15 protein-coding genes are annotated in these 17,402 nt (G+C 51.1%); all 15 read left to right on the top strand.

Annotated features, from left to right (window positions below; genetic code table 11):
• The first annotated feature begins 3 nt into the window (after positions 1-3).
• Positions 4-786, top strand: coding sequence for a flagellar biosynthetic protein FliR (gene fliR / locus G8768_RS18575; RefSeq protein WP_166847788.1), 783 nt, complete (start codon positions 4-6; stop codon positions 784-786).
• Positions 787-810: 24 nt separating this feature from the next.
• Positions 811-1,944 carry a flagellar biosynthesis protein FlhB gene (gene flhB, locus G8768_RS18570; RefSeq protein WP_166847790.1) on the top strand — a complete coding sequence of 378 codons (1,134 nt, stop codon included), beginning with the start codon at positions 811-813 and terminating at the stop codon, positions 1,942-1,944.
• A 102-nt stretch (positions 1,945-2,046) separates the two neighbouring features.
• Entirely contained in the window at positions 2,047-3,138 is a 1,092-nt protein-coding gene (locus G8768_RS18565; RefSeq protein ID WP_166847792.1) for an SMP-30/gluconolactonase/LRE family protein, read from the top strand.
• 189 nt (positions 3,139-3,327) lie between these two features.
• Entirely contained in the window at positions 3,328-5,532 is a 2,205-nt protein-coding gene (gene flhA, locus G8768_RS18560) for a flagellar biosynthesis protein FlhA (RefSeq protein ID WP_166847793.1), read from the top strand.
• A gap of 54 nt (positions 5,533-5,586) precedes the next feature.
• The gene (gene flhF / locus G8768_RS18555; RefSeq protein ID WP_166847795.1) at positions 5,587-7,194 is read left to right on the top strand and encodes a flagellar biosynthesis GTPase FlhF; all 1,608 of its coding nucleotides are present in this window, start codon (positions 5,587-5,589) and stop codon (positions 7,192-7,194) included.
• A 112-nt stretch (positions 7,195-7,306) separates the two neighbouring features.
• A complete protein-coding gene (locus G8768_RS18550) occupies positions 7,307-8,134 on the top strand; it encodes a MinD/ParA family protein (RefSeq protein WP_166847797.1) in 828 nt (275 codons plus the stop codon).
• Positions 8,135-8,136: 2 nt separating this feature from the next.
• Complete coding sequence (locus G8768_RS18545) at positions 8,137-8,889, top strand: RNA polymerase sigma factor FliA (protein ID WP_166847799.1); 753 nt, start codon at positions 8,137-8,139, stop codon at positions 8,887-8,889.
• 399 nt (positions 8,890-9,288) lie between these two features.
• Positions 9,289-9,675 (top strand): chemotaxis response regulator CheY, encoded by a 387-nt coding sequence (gene cheY, locus G8768_RS18540; RefSeq protein ID WP_166847801.1) that lies wholly within the window; start codon positions 9,289-9,291, stop codon positions 9,673-9,675.
• A 21-nt stretch (positions 9,676-9,696) separates the two neighbouring features.
• Positions 9,697-10,494 (top strand): protein phosphatase CheZ, encoded by a 798-nt coding sequence (locus tag G8768_RS18535; RefSeq protein WP_166847804.1) that lies wholly within the window; start codon positions 9,697-9,699, stop codon positions 10,492-10,494.
• A gap of 12 nt (positions 10,495-10,506) precedes the next feature.
• Positions 10,507-12,624, top strand: a complete 2,118-nt coding sequence (locus tag G8768_RS18530; protein ID WP_166847807.1) for a chemotaxis protein CheA — start codon at positions 10,507-10,509, stop codon at positions 12,622-12,624.
• A gap of 147 nt (positions 12,625-12,771) precedes the next feature.
• Complete coding sequence (locus tag G8768_RS18525) at positions 12,772-13,821, top strand: protein-glutamate methylesterase/protein-glutamine glutaminase (RefSeq protein WP_166847810.1); 1,050 nt, start codon at positions 12,772-12,774, stop codon at positions 13,819-13,821.
• The gene (locus G8768_RS18520) at positions 13,821-14,564 is read left to right on the top strand and encodes a flagellar motor protein (RefSeq protein ID WP_166847813.1); all 744 of its coding nucleotides are present in this window, start codon (positions 13,821-13,823) and stop codon (positions 14,562-14,564) included. Before G8768_RS18525 ends, G8768_RS18520 begins: the two co-directional genes overlap by 1 nt.
• 24 nt (positions 14,565-14,588) lie before the next feature.
• Entirely contained in the window at positions 14,589-15,587 is a 999-nt protein-coding gene (motD, locus tag G8768_RS18515; protein ID WP_166847816.1) for a flagellar motor protein MotD, read from the top strand.
• Between the two features lie 251 nt (positions 15,588-15,838).
• Positions 15,839-16,693 carry a ParA family protein gene (locus G8768_RS18510; RefSeq protein ID WP_166847819.1) on the top strand — a complete coding sequence of 285 codons (855 nt, stop codon included), beginning with the start codon at positions 15,839-15,841 and terminating at the stop codon, positions 16,691-16,693.
• Between the two features lie 194 nt (positions 16,694-16,887).
• Positions 16,888-17,385: a chemotaxis protein CheW gene (locus tag G8768_RS18505; RefSeq protein WP_166847822.1), complete on the top strand. Its 498-nt coding sequence runs from the start codon at positions 16,888-16,890 to the stop codon at positions 17,383-17,385.
• Positions 17,386-17,402: the final 17 nt, after the last annotated feature.

Below are 17,402 nucleotides of genomic sequence, written 5' to 3'. Positions count from 1 at the left end.
GCCGTGGAAGTTATCACCGAGCAACAAATTCTGGAGTTTGTGGGCCAGTATATTTGGCCCCTGATCCGAATCAGTGGTGTGCTGCTGGCCATGCCGTTGATTGGTGCTCGTGTTGTGCCGGCACGAGTGCGGCTTGCATTGGCTTTTGTGCTGGCGGTTTTGGTGTCGCCATTATTGCCTCCAGTGCCGAACGATGTACCCTTGCTTTCCCTGAGCATGTTGAATATCGGTGTTCAGCAATTATTAATTGGATTAGCAATGGGCTTTTCCCTGCAAGTGTTTATGCAGATTTTTGTACTGGCCGGCCAAGTAATCGCGGGCAAACTGGGTTTGGGTTTTGCTGCCATGAATGACCCGTCGACCGGTGTGAGTGTACCGCTGATTTCCCAATTTTATTCGATCACAGTGACTTTATTATTTTTTTCGGTTGATGCCCATTTGCTGGTGATTGAGGCATTGGCGGCAAGCTTTTACTCCATTCCTATTGGCCCGACAGGATTGGATCGACAGGCGTTATTGATGATCGTCGGGCTGGGCAGCTGGATGTTCAGTTCGTCATTGGTCATCGCCTTGCCATTGCTGACGGCTTTGCTGGTCGTGAACCTGGCATTTGGTGTTATGAGCAGGGCCGCACCACAGATGAATGTTTTTGCGGTTGGCTTCCCGCTGACGCTGGTGTTTGGTTTGTTGCTGATGTGGTTGTCTCTGGTCAGCTTTTTACCAAACTTTAATACCTTCATGTACGAAGCTCTGCAGTTTATGCAGAACTTGTTACAGAACCCTTAATTTCTTACTGGAGGCAGCGTCGATATGGCTGAAGATTCCAGTCAGGAAAAAACAGAAGAACCCACGCCCAAACGGCTGGAAAAGGCCCGGGAGGAGGGCCAGGTTCCCCGATCCCGGGAATTGACCACGTCTGTGCTTCTGCTTGGAGGCACGATTTGCCTGTTTATGCTCGGGGGCTACATCACCGAGCGTCTTGAATCGATCATGCGTTTTAATCTCAGTCTTGATCGTAAGTCATTGTTCGATACCAATCTGATGTTCCGCCAGTTGGGCGAGTCAATTTACGATGGTTTGTTTATTTTAGTGCCCATTTTTTCTGTATTGGCATTTGCCAGCATTTTGGGCCCGATTTCTCTGGGTGGTTGGTTATTCAGCGCCAAGTCTCTAGCCCCAAAAGCCAGTCGAATGAATCCCGGTGCAGGCTTGAAGCGCATGTTCGGTGTGAAAGGACTGATGGAGCTGGTAAAAAGTGTCGGTAAGGTTTTGGTGATTTTAATTCTGGCGCTGTTTCTGCTGGATTTTCAGAAGGAAGACATTCTTCGTCTGGCGTATCAGGATGTAAACGTCGCCCTGGAAAATTCCATGGTGTTAGCGGGAATTGCCGCAATCATTTTGGCCGCTTCTACCATTTTGATCGCGATTGTGGATGTACCGTTCCAGATTTGGGATAACGCTCGCAAGCTGAAAATGTCCTTGCAGGAAATTAAGGACGAAATGAAGGATTCGGAAGGTAAGCCGGAAGTTAAAGGCCGTATTCGTCAGTTGCAACGAGAAATGGCCCAAAACCGCATGATGGCCAATGTGCCTGAGGCTGATGTGGTGATTACCAACCCAACACACTTTGCCTGTGCCTTGAAGTACGATCCCACGAATATGGCCACACCCATTCTATTGGCCAAGGGCGGCGACAACATCGCCCTGAAAATTCGTGAGATTGCGAAAGCGAACAAGATTGAAATCATCGAATCGCCCCAGTTGGCACGTGCGATTTTTTACACCACAGAAATCGATGATGAAATTCCCGCCGGCTTGTATATGGCCGTGGCCCAGGTGTTGGCGTATGTATTTGGCCTGCAGAATTTCCGTCGAGGTCAGGGCGAACGGCCAATGTTCCCAAGAGATGTGCCAATCCCGCCAGATATGCGTTTTGATCAGTAATTGCTTGATGTCGATCCATTTGGGAATAGGGTAGAATTCCCGAGCTGGCCACGCCCAATGGCTGTGGATGGACCCAATCAACGATAATTCAAAAGGCATCCCATGTTACGCATTGTCGCTCTTGCAGTTCTCGCATTATTACTCTACTTCAGTTTCTGGCCCGTTCCGGTTGAACCGATTGCCTGGCAGGCACCTCCTAATCCCGGTTATCAAGGAGCCTTTGCGGAAAACACCAAACTTGCCGGCGTGGAATTGTTGAACATTGGTGATGAGCACGGGCCGGAAGATCTGGATGCCGATGCGGAGGGTGCGATATACGCTTCGGTGTACAGCGGTTGGGTTTTGCGCATGGCACCGGGCGAGGACCGTTTTACTCCTTGGGTGAATACTGAAGGTCGCCCTCTGGGTATGGACTTCGACGCCAATGGTAATCTGGTGGTAGCCGATGCTTATAAAGGTCTTATCAGCATTGCGCCGGATAAAACCATTACCGTGTTGACGGATCATGTTGAAGACAGCCCGATTCTGTACGCTGATGATGTGGACATTGCGCCTGATGGCAAAATCTATTTTTCCGATGCCTCGGTACGCTTCGGCGCCAAGAAAAATGGCGGCACCTATGAAGCCAGTTTGCTGGATGTGTTGGAGCATTCTCGTTCCGGGCGTGTGCTGGTTTATGACCCCGCCGATAAGAGCACTACACTGTTAGTCGATGGTTTGAGCTTTGCTAACGGCATTGCGATGGACCCGGCCGGACAGTTTATTCTGATCAACGAAACCAGCGAGTACCGCATTCATAAATACTGGATTGCCGGCGAGCGAGTGAATCAGATCGATACCATCATCGAGAACTTGCCAGGTTTTCCGGACAACATTATTCCGGGGCAGGACGGTCGTTTCTGGTTAGGGCTGGTGTCTCCACGTCTGCCGATTGTTGATGCCTTGGCAGATAAACCCTGGCTGCGCAAAGTGGTTCAGCGTATGCCGGCTTTTGTCCGCCCGGCGGCGAAATTTTACGGTCATGTTGTCGCTATTGATGCGGATGGCAAGGTACTGGTTTCCCTGCAAGATCCCAGCGGCGACTACCCGGTTACAACCGGTGTTTTGGAAACTGATGATTATTTGTACATCAGCAGTTTAATGGCGCCCGTTGCGGCGCGCCTTAAAAAAGACGACAAGATCTTGGCACCCTGACCCCGGCGACTGCAATCCGCCACTGGCGCTTATCGCCTTATCTTTCTTTAGTCTTTCCCAAAAGCTCGCAGGCTCAGACGGCATGCGAACTTTTGGGCTTAGCGGCAAAAAAATTCCTCTCTGCGGCAAATTCGGTACGCTTCTTGCGATACCCAGCTCTCAAGCCTTTGAGTGTCAAAAAGCCGAATTATGCCGTTACCGAGTTTTGCCGATATAAGATCCTTGCCCCAGCAGTTTGACCGCGATACCGCCATTAACAGTGCGCGCAGTTTCAGTCAGGGCAATCTGGGTGTCCCTCTGTTGTTGTTGATGTTGCTGGGAATGATGATCCTGCCATTGCCGGCTTTTCTGCTTGATCTGTTTTTCTCTTTCAATATCGCGCTGTCTATTGTGGTGCTGCTGGTCGGAATCTACACATTGCGTCCATTGGATTTTGCGGTATTCCCAACCATTCTTTTGGTGGCCACCTTAATGCGTCTGGCCTTGAACGTGGCCTCCACCCGAGTGGTCTTATTGGAAGGGCATAATGGTGGCGATGCGGCGGGTAAGGTGATCCAGGCCTTTGGTGAAGTGGTTATCGGCGGTAACTACGCGGTCGGTTTGATCATCTTTATCATCCTGATGATCATCAACTTTGTGGTGGTCACCAAAGGTGCGGGTCGTATCTCCGAAGTGAGTGCCCGTTTCACCCTGGATGCCATGCCCGGTAAACAGATGGCCATCGATGCGGATTTGAATGCCGGATTGATCGATCAGGATGAAGCCCGTACTCGCCGTGAAGAAGTGGCCGGTGAAGCCGATTTCTACGGGGCCATGGATGGTGCCAGTAAATTTGTACGCGGTGATGCCGTTGCGGGTATTTTGATTCTGGTACTGAACGTGGTTGGCGGTTTGATCGTCGGTATGGCGCAACATGAATTGAGCTTTGCCGAAGCGGGTGAGAAATACGTTCTGTTAACCATTGGTGATGGTCTGGTTGCTCAGATTCCATCATTGCTGCTGTCGACTTCGGCCGCCATTATGGTGACCCGTGTAAACAGCTCGGAAGACATGCGCAGCCAGGTGATGGGGCAGATGTTCGATTCACCCAAGGCGTTGGGTGTTGCGGCCGGTGTTCTGTTTCTGATGGGTTCGATCCCAGGCATGCCGCACTTTTCGTTTTTGAGCTTGGCGATGGTAACGGCAACGGTCGCCTACTTTATTTACAAACGCAACAAACAGGCGGAGGAAGCTCCAGAGACGGCCAGCCGCGCGGCTGGTTCACCATCGGGCTCGGGCGCTTCTGCGGGGGAGCTGGTGCCTGTCGGTGGCGGTGATGAACCTGGTATCAGTGAAGAGATCAGCTGGGATGATGTGATTCCCGTTGATGTGGTTGGCCTGGAAGTTGGCTATCGAATTATTCCCCTGGTCGACACCAATCAAAACGGTGAGTTGCTGGGACGAATCAAAGGCGTGCGCAAGAAGCTCTCTCAGGATGTTGGCTTCCTGATTCCCTCGGTCCACATTCGCGACAATCTGGATTTAAGTCCAACCGCGTACAAAATTTCCCTGATGGGTGTGGCATTGGGCGAAGCCGAGGTGTACCCCGATTCCTTTTTGGCGATTGATCCCGGGCAGGTGTTCGGCAAGCTGGAAGGGGTGCAAACCCAGGACCCGGCTTTTGGACTCGATGCGGTTTGGATTGAAGAGTCCCAAAAAGATCATGCCCAAACGATGGGTTACACCGTGGTGGATGCCGCGACGGTTATCGCGACCCATCTCAATCAGATTCTGCAAAAGCATGCCTATGAATTGCTCGGCCATGAAGACGTGCAAAAGCTGTTGGATATTCTGGCTGAAAAGTCACCCAAGCTTGCAGAAGAACTGGTGCCCAACACCATCAGCTTGAACGTTTTATTGAAGGTACTGCAAGGCTTGCTGCAGGAGGGTGTCTCCATCCGGGATATGCGCAGCATTGCCGAAGCGATCACCGCCAACTCCGATAAGAGTCAAGATCCCGTCGCCCTGAAAGCAGCGGCGCGAGTCGCTCTGGCTCGTCAAATCGTGCAAGGCCTTGTGGGCTCTGAGCCAGAGCTGCCTGTGATGACTTTGGATCCGCAGTTGGAACAGCTTTTGCTAGGTTCTGTACAGCAGGCGCAAAAATCCGGCACCGACGATGGAGCCTTTATCGAACCGGGTTTGGCAGAGCGTCTACAGCAGGCACTGGTCAGTGCAGCGCAACAACAGGAACTGGCAGGCAAGCCCATTATTTTGTTAGTCGCTGCACCACTGAGAGAGCTGATGGTGAAATTCAATCGCTTCTCTGTGCCGGAAATGCGGGTATTGGCTTACAGCGAAATCCCGGATAACAAACAAATTACCATCGAAATGGCTGTTAGCGTCGACGCAGCCTGATTGGAAAAACAATAAGCCCGAACCGAAAAGTGGGTGGGTGAGTAGGAGAGAGTAATGCAAGTAAAGCGTTTTGTTGCTGCCGATATGAGACGAGCGCTGGAGCTGGTACGTCACGAGCTCGGGCCTGAAGCCGTCATTCTTTCCAATCATCGAACGGAAAAAGGCGTAGAGGTGATGGCTTCCCTGGAGCTGCCTGAAAAACCCAGCCCGGTACCCAGCAAACATCTGCAAGATTCGACAGCGGCACCTTACGATGTGCCAATGGCCAGTGACCAGGCCTGGCAGCAGCAGATTCAGTCCCAGCAGTTGGCCGAGACGATGAGTGGTGCGAGTCTGGAAAGCGCTTCTCCACAGCTTCGCGGTCAAGCGTCCGGTAAAACCCGTGAAGAGCTGGCTGAAGAAGTGGCTTCCGCAAGGGACAAAATGTTGGCGGCGCGCAATCGAGCAGAAGCGGATGCGGCACCTTCTCCTGCGCCGGCCAGACGTTCGGCGGCGGTCAGTAATTTCCCGGCTGCTGCAGCGATGGCTCGTCAGCAGACCACACCAACACAAGCGGCGCCAAGCCATCAGGATGTGGCGGCGCATTGGCAGGGCACAGCACAGGCGATGCCTCAGCCACAGCTACAGGTAGATCATTTTCCGGGCCAGAATCCAAACTTCAGTTCGGTGCCTCACTCTCAAACCCAGGTTGATCATCAGGCCATGCAAAGGGAGTTGCGTGCACCAGCGCATCCGGCACCGGTTCAGCCCCAGGCCATGGAAGTGGATGACAAAATGAAACTGCTGATGGCCGAGCTTTCGGACATGCGCAGTTTACTGGAAGAACAAATCGCGCAAACCACACATCAGGCCGGTGTTAAAAACCCGGTTGTGGAATCGGTTCGCGCACGACTGCAAAAGCTGGGCTTAAGTCAGGCGGTGATCAAGCAGCTATTGAATCGATTGAATCCTGGTCAGAGCATTGGTGACAGTTGGAACGAAACACTGTCGCACTTGACGCAGTCGATTCCGGTTTTGCCAAAAGATATTACCGAACAGGGTGGCGTGTTTGCTTTTGTTGGCCCAACCGGTGTGGGTAAAACCACAACCGTTGGAAAATTGGCGGCACGCTATGTCATGAAGCATGGACCGGAACAAGTCGCCTTAATTACGACAGATACTTATCGCATTGCGGCCCATGATCAACTGCGTGCATTGGGTGCCATTTTGAAGGTACCGGTAAAAGTTGTTGAAGAAGACGAAAACCTGAAAGATGTTATCGATAGCTTTAAACAGCGTTCTTTGATTTTAATTGATACGGCTGGTTTCCGTCACGGAGATCCAATGTTGCATCAGCAGTTGTCCCTGGTACAACAGCATCGCTCGGTTCGCAGTTATTTGGTGATGGCGGCCAACAGTCAATGGCAAATGCTGAAAGCTTCGGCGCACGCCTATGCCGGTCGCGGTTTAAGCGGTGCGGTACTAAGTAAATTGGATGAAACCACGGGTTTGGGTGAGGCACTGAGTGTCATCATCGAACACGATCTGCCACTGGCCTACAGTACCGATGGTCAGAATATTCCACAAGACATTGCGGTTGCCCGCAGTCAGCATCTCGTCTCTACTGCGCTTGAATTGGGGCAGTTGGACGAAGCAGCTGGCAAAAAGTCGATGGAATTTTAAGCGGACAATGAAACTTTAATTTTTTTGGCCAAACGGCAGGATAAATGGAAATAGCCAACTATACTGAATAAGTTATTCCATATTCCCGCTAGAGACAGGAGCGAATTATCCCATGAGTTATGGTCGACCGGTTCAAGTGATTGCAGTGACCGGAGGTAAAGGTGGGGTTGGAAAGAGTAATATCTCTGTAAACCTGAGCATTGCCTTAGCCGAGCTGCATCGCCGGGTGGTATTGCTAGACGCCGACTTGGGATTGGCGAATGTGGATGTGTTGTTGGGTTTGAAAGCCCAATACAATTTAGCGGATGTACTTTCCGGTGAACGCCGACTGCCAGAGATTATGATATCAGGCCCCAGTGGTGTTGATATTGTCCCTGCAGCCTCTGGCGTCCAACAAATGGCAACGCTGGGTGATCAAGAGCATGCTGCTTTGATCCGAGCCTTCAGCGATATTGCTGACAATCTCGATGTACTCGTAATCGATACTGCTGCCGGTATTTCCGATTCCGTAGTGAGCTTTGTTCGTGCAGCCAATGAAATTCTGGTCGTGGTTTGTGATGAGCCTTCATCAATCACCGATGCTTACGCCTTGATTAAACTGATGAACACGGAATACGGAACTTTCCGTTTCCGGGTCGTTGCCAATATGACGCGCAACAATCAGGAAGGCAGTAAGTTGTTTGCGAAGTTAAATGCAGTTTGTCAGCGTTTTCTGGATGTTTCCTTGCAGTACATCGGGCACATTCCTTTTGATGAAAATGTCCGCAAAGCGGTGCAGAAACAAACCCCGATTCTAGAATATGCGCCTCGCAGCAAGGCGGCCCAGGCGATACGTACCCTGGCGCAAAAAGTGGATGAACTTCCATTGCCCAACAACCCAAGAGGGCACCTGGAGTTCTTCGTAGAAAAGCTGCTTAATGTGGCCAACTCAGGATTTTAGCGATGGCAGTATCTGATAGCTTGGCAATGTACGGCCAGTCACAAACGCCCAGTGTTAATATCCGCGTAGAGGATTATGCGACACTGGTAAAGCGTATTGCACACCATATGATGGTAAGGATGCCAGCTTGCGTGCAAGTCGAAGATTTAATTCAAGCCGGCATGATTGGCCTGCTTGAAGCCGCTCAAAAATACGATGCTTCCCGAGGGGCGAGTTTTGAAACCTATGCCGGGATCCGAATACGCGGCGCCATTGTGGATGAAATGCGCAAAGGTGATTGGGTACCGAGATCAGTCCATCGCAACAACCGCCGAATTTCTGATGCCATTAATACGGTGGAATCCCGGGAAGGGCGCGACGCCTCGGATCAGGAAATCGCTGCCGAATTGGATATGACGCTGGACGAGTATTACAACGTGCTGAAAGACAATGCCAGCAGTCGTTTGTTCAGCTTTGAAGAAGCTTTTGGTGGCGAAGATACTCGCATGAGCAGCGAGCACACCAGCATGGCTTTTATTGCGCCACACGACAATATGCAGCGTGAGGGCTTAAAAGAATCTCTGGCTAAGGCCATCGCTGATCTTCCCGAGCGTGAACGTATGATTCTGGCGCTGTATTATGACGAAGAGCTAAATCTGAAAGAGATCGGACAAATCATCGGTGTGAGTGAATCACGAGTGAGTCAGATTCACAGTCAGGCCACGGCCAGGCTGAGAACAAAACTCAGCGATTGGCAAAAAAATGGCGCTTCTTAAGAGCGCCATTTTTTTTCGTTGAGGCTGCTGGTTTTTTGTCAATCTCCATAAACATTACTGATATAAACATTTCCTTCCGCTTATCTAAAACCCCATATTCCTTACCCTTTTGTCCTTTCCTTGGCAGATGAAACCCTCGCAAAAGTGAGTGGCTTTATGCAAAATTTCCACAAACTGCGCAAATAAAGTGCGATTTAATTTAATTTCTAAAGAATTCTCAAAAATGACCAATAAAGGTACATGAGCGGGCGGGAATCATAGAAATTCAAACGCGCCAACTCATGGGTAATAAAATCGGACATATATCGGCCGTGACTGAGCAAGTCGAGAATTACCAACTATCATCAAGTATATATTCACCGTTAGATGAGCCCGTTTGGGGGCTGCCTGGAGGCTACATTGGATACTGATATGAAAATCCTTATTGTTGATGACTTTTCAACAATGCGCAGGATTATCAAAAACCTTTTGCGTGATCTGGGGTTTAATAACACCCAGGAAGCTGATGATGGCATGACAGCATTACCAATGCTTAAGGCCGGCGGCATCGACTTCTTAGTGACTGACTGGAACATGCCTGGCATGACAGGTATTGACCTGTTGAAGGCGGTTCGTGCCGATGACACCTTGAAGACTTTGCCGGTTCTGATGGTGACCGCAGAAGCAAAGCGCGAGCAAATTGTGGAGGCCGCACAGGCGGGTGTAAACGGCTACGTTGTGAAGCCTTTCACTGCAGCGGTTCTTAAGGAAAAAATCGACAAGATTTTTGAACGGGTTAATGGCTAAGCAGTGAGCTGAGGAAAGTCTATGAACACCCAATATATTGCCGGCCAATCCGACAACTTTATTACTGAACTGCGCGAATGCGCAAAGTTGCTCGTTGAAAAGCTGGAGTCAGAGCAAATTGAGGAAGCCGGGCAGTTAATCCATGCCTTGATGGATGCCCGCGACCGCCACTTATTTACCTCGATAGGCCGCCTTACCCGTGGCCTTCACAATGCCATCGTTAACTTCCATGTTGACGAGCAATCGAATCATCAGCCGGCTCCTCTCGAGGGGACGGAAATACAAGATGCTTCTGATCGTTTGCACTACGTCATTAAGATGACCCAGCAAGCGGCAGACAAAACCATGGATCGGGTAGAGGCAACCGCGCCGGTTGCAGATCGACTGGGCCGGGAAGCGGCTGAGTTACGTTCGGAATGGATGCGTATCAAAAGTCGTGAAATGTCGGCCCAGGAGTTTAATAAACTCTATCCGAGAATGGATATGTTTCTAAACCGTATGAGCGACGATGCGAATCTGATTAATTCCAACCTCCAGGGAATTATGATGGAACAGGAGTACCAGGATTTAACGGGCCAGGTACTCAATCGTGTGATGGCACTCATTAGCGATTTGGAAGGCGATCTTGTTGAGCTGATTAAAGTTGCCTCTCAGGTAGAAGACATCACAGGTATTTTACCAGACGACAATGGCCCAGCGGCGGTAGAAGCGAAACAAGCTGAAGCATTGAGCGGACCACAGATCAATCCTGAGCAGACCGAAGGTGCGGTCAGCAGCCAGGATGAGGTTGATGACCTGCTGTCCAGTCTTGGATTTTAAAGGGTGTAAGTTATGAGCTTTGGGGACGACGAAGAGATACTCCAGGACTTCCTAGTTGAAGCCGGTGAGATTCTGGAACTGCTTTCCGAGCAGTTGGTGGATTTGGAAAATAGTCCGGAAGATACGGATTTATTGAATGCCATTTTCCGGGGTTTCCACACTGTAAAAGGCGGTGCGGGATTCCTGCAAATTGATGCGATGGTGGAATGCTGCCACGTGACGGAAAACCTGTTCGACATTTTGCGTAATGGTAAACGCAGTGTATCACCAGCCTTGATGGACGTGGTGTTGCAAGCCCTGGACATGGTTAACCAACAATTTGCCGAGTTGAGTGCCGGGGAAACTCCCAGCGAAGCGAGCCCCGAACTCCTCGAAGAACTGGGTAAACTGGCTACTCCGGAAGGAGAAGGCGAGGCTGAAGCGCCAGCGGAGCCCGAGCCTGTGGCTGAAGAAGCACCAGCACCTGCAGCAGAAGCATCTGCAGAAGCCGGCGGCGATGAAATTACCCAGGAAGAATTTGACGCTTTGCTGGATGAGCTTGATGGTTCCAAGTCAGAGGCTCAGGCTTCCGGCAAAGTTGATGACATCATCAATTCGGATAATCCGGAAATTACCGACGCCGAATTCGAAGCTCTGTTAGATGGCCTGCATGGTGCAGCGCCGAAAGCGGAAGCTCCAGCAGCTAAACCTGCGGCCGAAGCGCCGAAAGCCGCCGCTGGCGGTGGTGACGAAATTTCCGAAGCGGAATTTGATGCTCTGCTGGACGATCTGCATGGCAAAGGGCAGGGGCCGACGGCCGCCGCTGAAAAGCCAGCAGAAGACAGCAAGGTCAGTAAGATAGAACCGGCGAAAGCCAAGGCGGCACCGAAGAAAGCCGAACCGAAAAAAGAAGCGGCCAAGCCCGCTGCAAAAGCCAACGTTACCAATATTGCTAATGCCAAAAAGGGTAGCGCGGGTCAAGGCGCAGCTGCATCTGGTGAAGCCTCGGTACGGGTAGATACCCAGCGTCTTGATGAAATCATGAATATGGTTGGCGAGCTGGTGTTGGTTCGCAATCGCCTGGTGCGCATCGGTGGTAAATCCAGCGATGAATCCCTCTCCAAGGCGGTCGCGAATCTGGATGTGGTCACGGCGGATTTACAATCGTCTGTCATGAAAACCCGCATGCAGCCGATCAAGAAAGTTTTTGGTCGTTTCCCACGAGTTGTACGTGATCTGGCGAGAAACCTCGGCAAAGAGATCAAGCTGGAACTGGTGGGTGAAGATACGGATTTGGATAAAAATCTGGTGGAAGCACTGGCAGATCCATTGGTGCACTTGGTGCGCAATGCGGTTGACCACGGTATTGAATCACCCGATAAACGTGAAGCTTCCGGCAAAAGCCGCGTGGGTACGGTAACCCTGGCTGCTGAGCAGGAAGGTGATCATATTCTCTTGTCGATCACCGACGACGGTGGCGGTATGGACCCGGACGCTCTGCGCAAGAAAGCTGTGGAAAAAGGTTTATACGATGAAGATTCCGCAGCACGCCTGACTGATGAAGAAGCGTTTAATTTAATCTTCGCGCCAGGATTTTCAACCAAGGTTGAGATCTCCGATGTGTCGGGCCGTGGTGTGGGCATGGATGTGGTGAAAACCAAAATCTCCCAGCTGAACGGTTCGGTGGATATTAAATCCCGCCTGGGCGAAGGCACCAGCCTGGTCATTAAAGTACCGTTGACTCTGGCCATTATGCCAACATTGATGGTCATGCTGGGCGATCAAACTTTTGCCTTGCCATTGATGAGCGTGAATGAAATCTTCCAGATGGATTTAACCAAAACCAATATTGTAGATGCACAGGAGTGCGTCACCATTCGCGATAAAGCGGTACCACTGTTTTATCTGAAGAAATGGTTGGTTGAAGATGAGATTGATCCGTTAGCTGAAGCCCATGTCGTTATTGTGAGTGTTGGTACCGATCGCGTTGGCTTTGTGGTTGACCGATTGATCGGTCAGGAAGAAGTCGTGATCAAGCCTCTGGGCCAAATGCTTCAGGGAACCCCGGGTATGGCCGGTGCGACCATTACGGGTGATGGCACCATGGCACTGATTCTGGATGTGCCTGCGATGCTGAAACGCTACGCGTAATCAGGGGTTGCCAGCGTCGCTGGCAATCTCTCTCTACATCTAAACAGACGGGAGCCAAGGTCTGCCTCTGCCGACAGCCGTACATGGAGTGTGTGCCAGCAGTTGTTTGTTTTTATTGCTCGGGTCTACTGAAAGGGGAAGGGCATAATGTCCGTTAAAGTACTAATTGTCGACGACTCTTTATTTTTTCAAAATCGCTTGCGGGAAATGATCGGCTCGCACGTCAACATTGATGTCGTGGGTGTGGCCAATGATGGTAAAGAGGCCGTAGCCAAAGCGGCTGAGTTGAAACCTGATGTTATCACCATGGACTACGAGATGCCCGAGATGGATGGCGTCACCGCAGTTCGTGAAATCATGGCGAACAATCCTGTTCCCATTATCATGTTTTCTTCCCTCACCTATGAAGGCGCCAAAGTTACCCTGGATGCGCTGGCAGCAGGTGCCGTCGACTTTATGGCGAAAAACTTTGCGGAGTTTTCAAGAGACTCTCAAAAGCTGAGTGCCGCTTTACAGGATCGTATTTTAACGGTCGCCATGCGTGGAGAAAAAGCGGTTGCCTGTCCTTTCTCTCCGTCGAAACCCGCGAAACCAAGACCCGCGCCTGTTCCGAGCCGGCGCTCGCAAAGCCAGGCGCCCTCCGTGGTTGTGATTGGTTCTTCAACCGGAGGACCGGTTGCATTGACCGATATTCTATCGGCCTTACCGGCAAACTTTCCCATCCCTTTGGTTCTGGTTCAACATATGCCGGCGAATTTCACTATGGCTTTTGCGGAGCGGCTGGATCGGGAATGTCAGATTCGCGTTCGTCATGCGGAAAACGGTGAGCTGCTTGAACCCGGCACAGCTTATCTGGCTCCCGGCGGCAAGCAATTGTCATTTAATAAATCAAACCCCATGAAAATCGATGTCTTCGATGGGCCGGCGGATGTGAATTATAAACCCTCCGTGGATTTAACTTTTACCTCGGCTGCGGAGGCTTTCGCCAGTCGAGCGTTCGGAATTGTGTTAACCGGTATGGGCAGTGATGGCTGTGAAGGCGCCCGTGCCATAAAGCAGCGTCGCGGTACGATCTGGAGTCAGGATGAAGCGACCTCCGTAATTTATGGTATGCCAATGGCAGTGGCCAAAGCGGAACTGACCGATCACGTCTTGCCACTGCATGAGTTCGCGTCACAGTTAGTTGAGATCAGCTGATGGATTTACTTACTCTCATCGGGCTTGCCATTGGTACGGCAGCATTGCTTGGCGGGAATTTTCTCGAGGGCGGCAGTTTGCAATCTTTGCTGAACGGCCCGGCAGCACTGATCGTCATTGGCGGCACCCTCGGCGCGGCTGTTTTGCAGACACCGCAGCCTCATCTACAGCGTGCCTTGAAGCTCGGGAAGCGCATTTTCTATCCTCAGTATCCGGCTTTCGATGCCGGTATAAAGCGCGTGGTGAACTGGGCAGTTGTCGCACGACGAGAGGGATTACTGGGGCTTGAGCCGATTGCCGACAAAGAAAAAGATCGCTTTGCTCACAAAGCACTCTTGCTATTAATTGATGGCAACGATACCCAGGTTATTCGGCAGTCTCTGGAAATTGATATGATTGCCCAGGAACAGCGGGATCATAATGCCGCCAGCTTTTACGAATCCATGGGCGGGTATGCGCCCACCATCGGAATCATCGGTGCAGTGATTGGTTTGATTCATGTGATGAAGAACCTTTCTGATCCTTCTCAACTCGGGCCGGGGATTGCGGTTGCATTTGTTGCGACCATTTACGGTGTGGCGTTTGCGAATTTATTTCTTTTACCGATTGCGAATAAATTAAAACAATCCGTCAATGCCGACTCTTTGTATCGTGAATTGATCATCGAAGGCATTGTTGCTATCGCAGAAGGGGAAAATCCTCGCAGCATTGAAATTAAACTCCAGGGCTTTTTGCCGCGCTAGAGTAGGCGTGCTTCAGGAGGCCTTATGCGTCGTCATCGTCCGCAACAACAGATTGAAGTTAAGCATGAACGCTGGATGGTTTCCTATGCGGACTTCATTACGCTGCTGTTTGCCTTCTTTGTGGTGATGTATTCCATTTCTCAATTAAATGAAGCGAAATACAAGGAACTCTCCACCAGCTTAAACGCCATTTTTACCTCGCCACCACGGAACCCCAATCCTATTGCACTCAATGAACGCTCGGCGATGCCTTCTGCAGTTGTTGATCAAAGTGCGCAGAGTACGCTCGCAGGTACACCGGCCATTGTCGCGGATTTGAGTCAGCTGGAAAGTCAGCTAACGAGTGAGTTTGCGGATTTGATTGATGATGAATTGGTAGAACTCGACAGCAACGAGTTGTGGCTGGAATTAAAATTGAACTCCAATGTTCTATTCGCCAGTGCCAGCGCAGAGCCCTCCGATGCCGCTAAGGAATTATTCGGTCAACTTGCAACAAAGCTACGCGGTTACGAAAACCAGATTCAAATAGAAGGTTATACCGACAATCAGGCCATACGTTCGCCCCGTTTTGCGAGTAACTGGGAACTGTCTTCAGCGCGTGCCGCAACGGTGGTGAAATTGCTAATCGCTTCTGGTGTAAGGCCCCAACGTTTGTCGGCGGTTGGTTATGGAGAGTTTCAGCCAATCGCGGACAACGATACGGTTGCCGGGCGCCAGCAAAACCGTCGGGTGGTGGTGATGGTATCCCGGCGTGCTCCGGAGCGCATGAGCGTGAGTGCCCGTACGGCCATGGAAATGGCGGCAAAAGAACCTAACGCTTTCCAGAGTCAAAGTGAAATCAGTCGCGCCGCCAGTCGTGCTTCGGCCATTGCTGAAATGCGCCAGATGGCGGAGCAAAGGTTACTGCAGGAGCTGGAGGCCGAAGCGGCCGCACAGGCGGAGGAGGAATTACCCCCTCTGATTTTGCAACCACAGGCCACTGAAAGTGGTGGTGTGCTGTACAGCAATGGCGACAGCCAATAAGCTCTATGAGCCATTCAGAAGGGCAATCCGCAAACGCTTGTCTTTCCCTTCCACTTTATCCCCGCTCATCGAATCCAGAAAACCCGCTTTCGAGGTTGGTACAGCCCTTGCTCTAGTACTCGGTAAATCCAGTTGATTTCACCCAATGTGGTGAAAATCGGCTTAATACGTAGTCATGGGGCAATCCATGGCCTATGGGGTATAGGGCAGGCGGCAAGTCATTACCGTCGTGGCAAGTAGAGGATTCGATCATGCAAGTGTGGACCGTAGCAAATCAGAAAGGCGGTGTGGGTAAAACAACCAGTGCGGTGACATTGGGTGGCTATGCGGCCCAGGCCGGCAAGCGCGTGTTGTTGGTAGACCTGGATGCTCAAGGTTCTATGAGCAGCTATTTTGGGATAAAGCCCCAGTCACTGAAACAGTCATCGGCGGAACTGCTTCACCATGAAGGCCAGGTGAGTCGCCAGATGATTATGGATATCGTCATGGAGCTACCCTATGAAGGGTTGAGTTTGATGCCGTCCTCCCCCAGCTTGATTACTCTGGAACGCACAGCCCAGCACCGACGGGGCTTTGGTCTGGTGTTAGGGCAGGTGCTGAGCCTGCTTGAAGAGGATTTTGACCTGGTGCTGATTGATTGCCCGCCAGCCTTGGGGGTATTAATGATCAATGCGCTGGTGGCCAGCACTCGCTTGATTATCCCGGTACAAGCCGAATTTTTGTCGCTGCAGGGTTTTGCGCGTATGCAGCAAACCGTTGATATGGTGCAGCACTCTCTGGATACGGTCATCGATAGAGTGGTTGTGCCCACTATGGTGGATCGTCGCACCCAGGCCTGCCAGCAGACAGTACGTTCTCTGCGCAATGAGTTTCCGGTCGATCTTTGGCCCGGCCATATCCCCATCGATACCAAGCTCCGCGATGCCAGCCGCCTGGGGGTTCCTGCTAACCTCTTCCAGCCCGCTGCAAAGGGCGTGCAGGCCTATGGGGCGCTGTACCGCTTCCTTGAACAACGCATCAGCAGCCAACGCCGTGTGGATTCCGAAGGTGAAACTTTCGCAAATTCCGACAAAGCGACAAAAGCTTATTGGGCTGAGGCTGTATAAATCTGAAATCCCGCCGATAACCCCCTTGGGTGGTCGTTTTTGCATTCCGACCAAGGGGCAGTTTTTTTACCTACCGTTCCTGGCACAGAACCTGCAAACGACTATATTTAAGAACAGGTGCGTGAAGTTTTTGACGCGAATTAATGCCTGCTTGGCCTTTGAGGGCCAAAAACTGTTTTGAGGGAGTCGAAATTATGTCGGCCAACGCCATTGAAGAGAACGTAAATGATGATCCTACCTTGCAATGGGTGACCTTTAAGCTCGCCGGTGAGGTATACGGGATCAATGTGATGCAAGTTCAAGAAGTCTTGCGTTACACCGAAATCGCTCCAGTGCCTGGGGCATCCGAGTATGTACTGGGGATCATTAACTTGCGTGGTAACGTGGTAACCGTTATCGATACCCGCGAGCGTTTTGATCTTGACGCTACAGATATTACCGATAATACCCGAATCGTCATTGTGGAAGCTGATGGCCATGTAGTGGGCATTTTGGTGGATTCCGTTGCAGAAGTGGTTTATCTGCGCCAGTCAGAAATCGAAATCACGCCAAACGTCGGTAATGACGATAATTCCAAATACATTCAGGGTGTTTGCCATAAAAATGACGAACTGTTGATCCTGATTGATTTGGACAAGCTGCTCACCGAGGAAGAGTGGGCTGAACTGAATAATGAAGACGTAGCCGTATAAGGGTCTTATTCACGCTA

It is taken from the genome of Pseudoteredinibacter isoporae (assembly GCF_011602085.1).
GTDB lineage: Bacteria > Pseudomonadota > Gammaproteobacteria > Pseudomonadales > Cellvibrionaceae > Pseudoteredinibacter > Pseudoteredinibacter isoporae.
The sequence above is the reverse complement of the archived record's forward strand: the minus strand, read 5'-3'. Positions and strand labels throughout refer to the sequence as shown.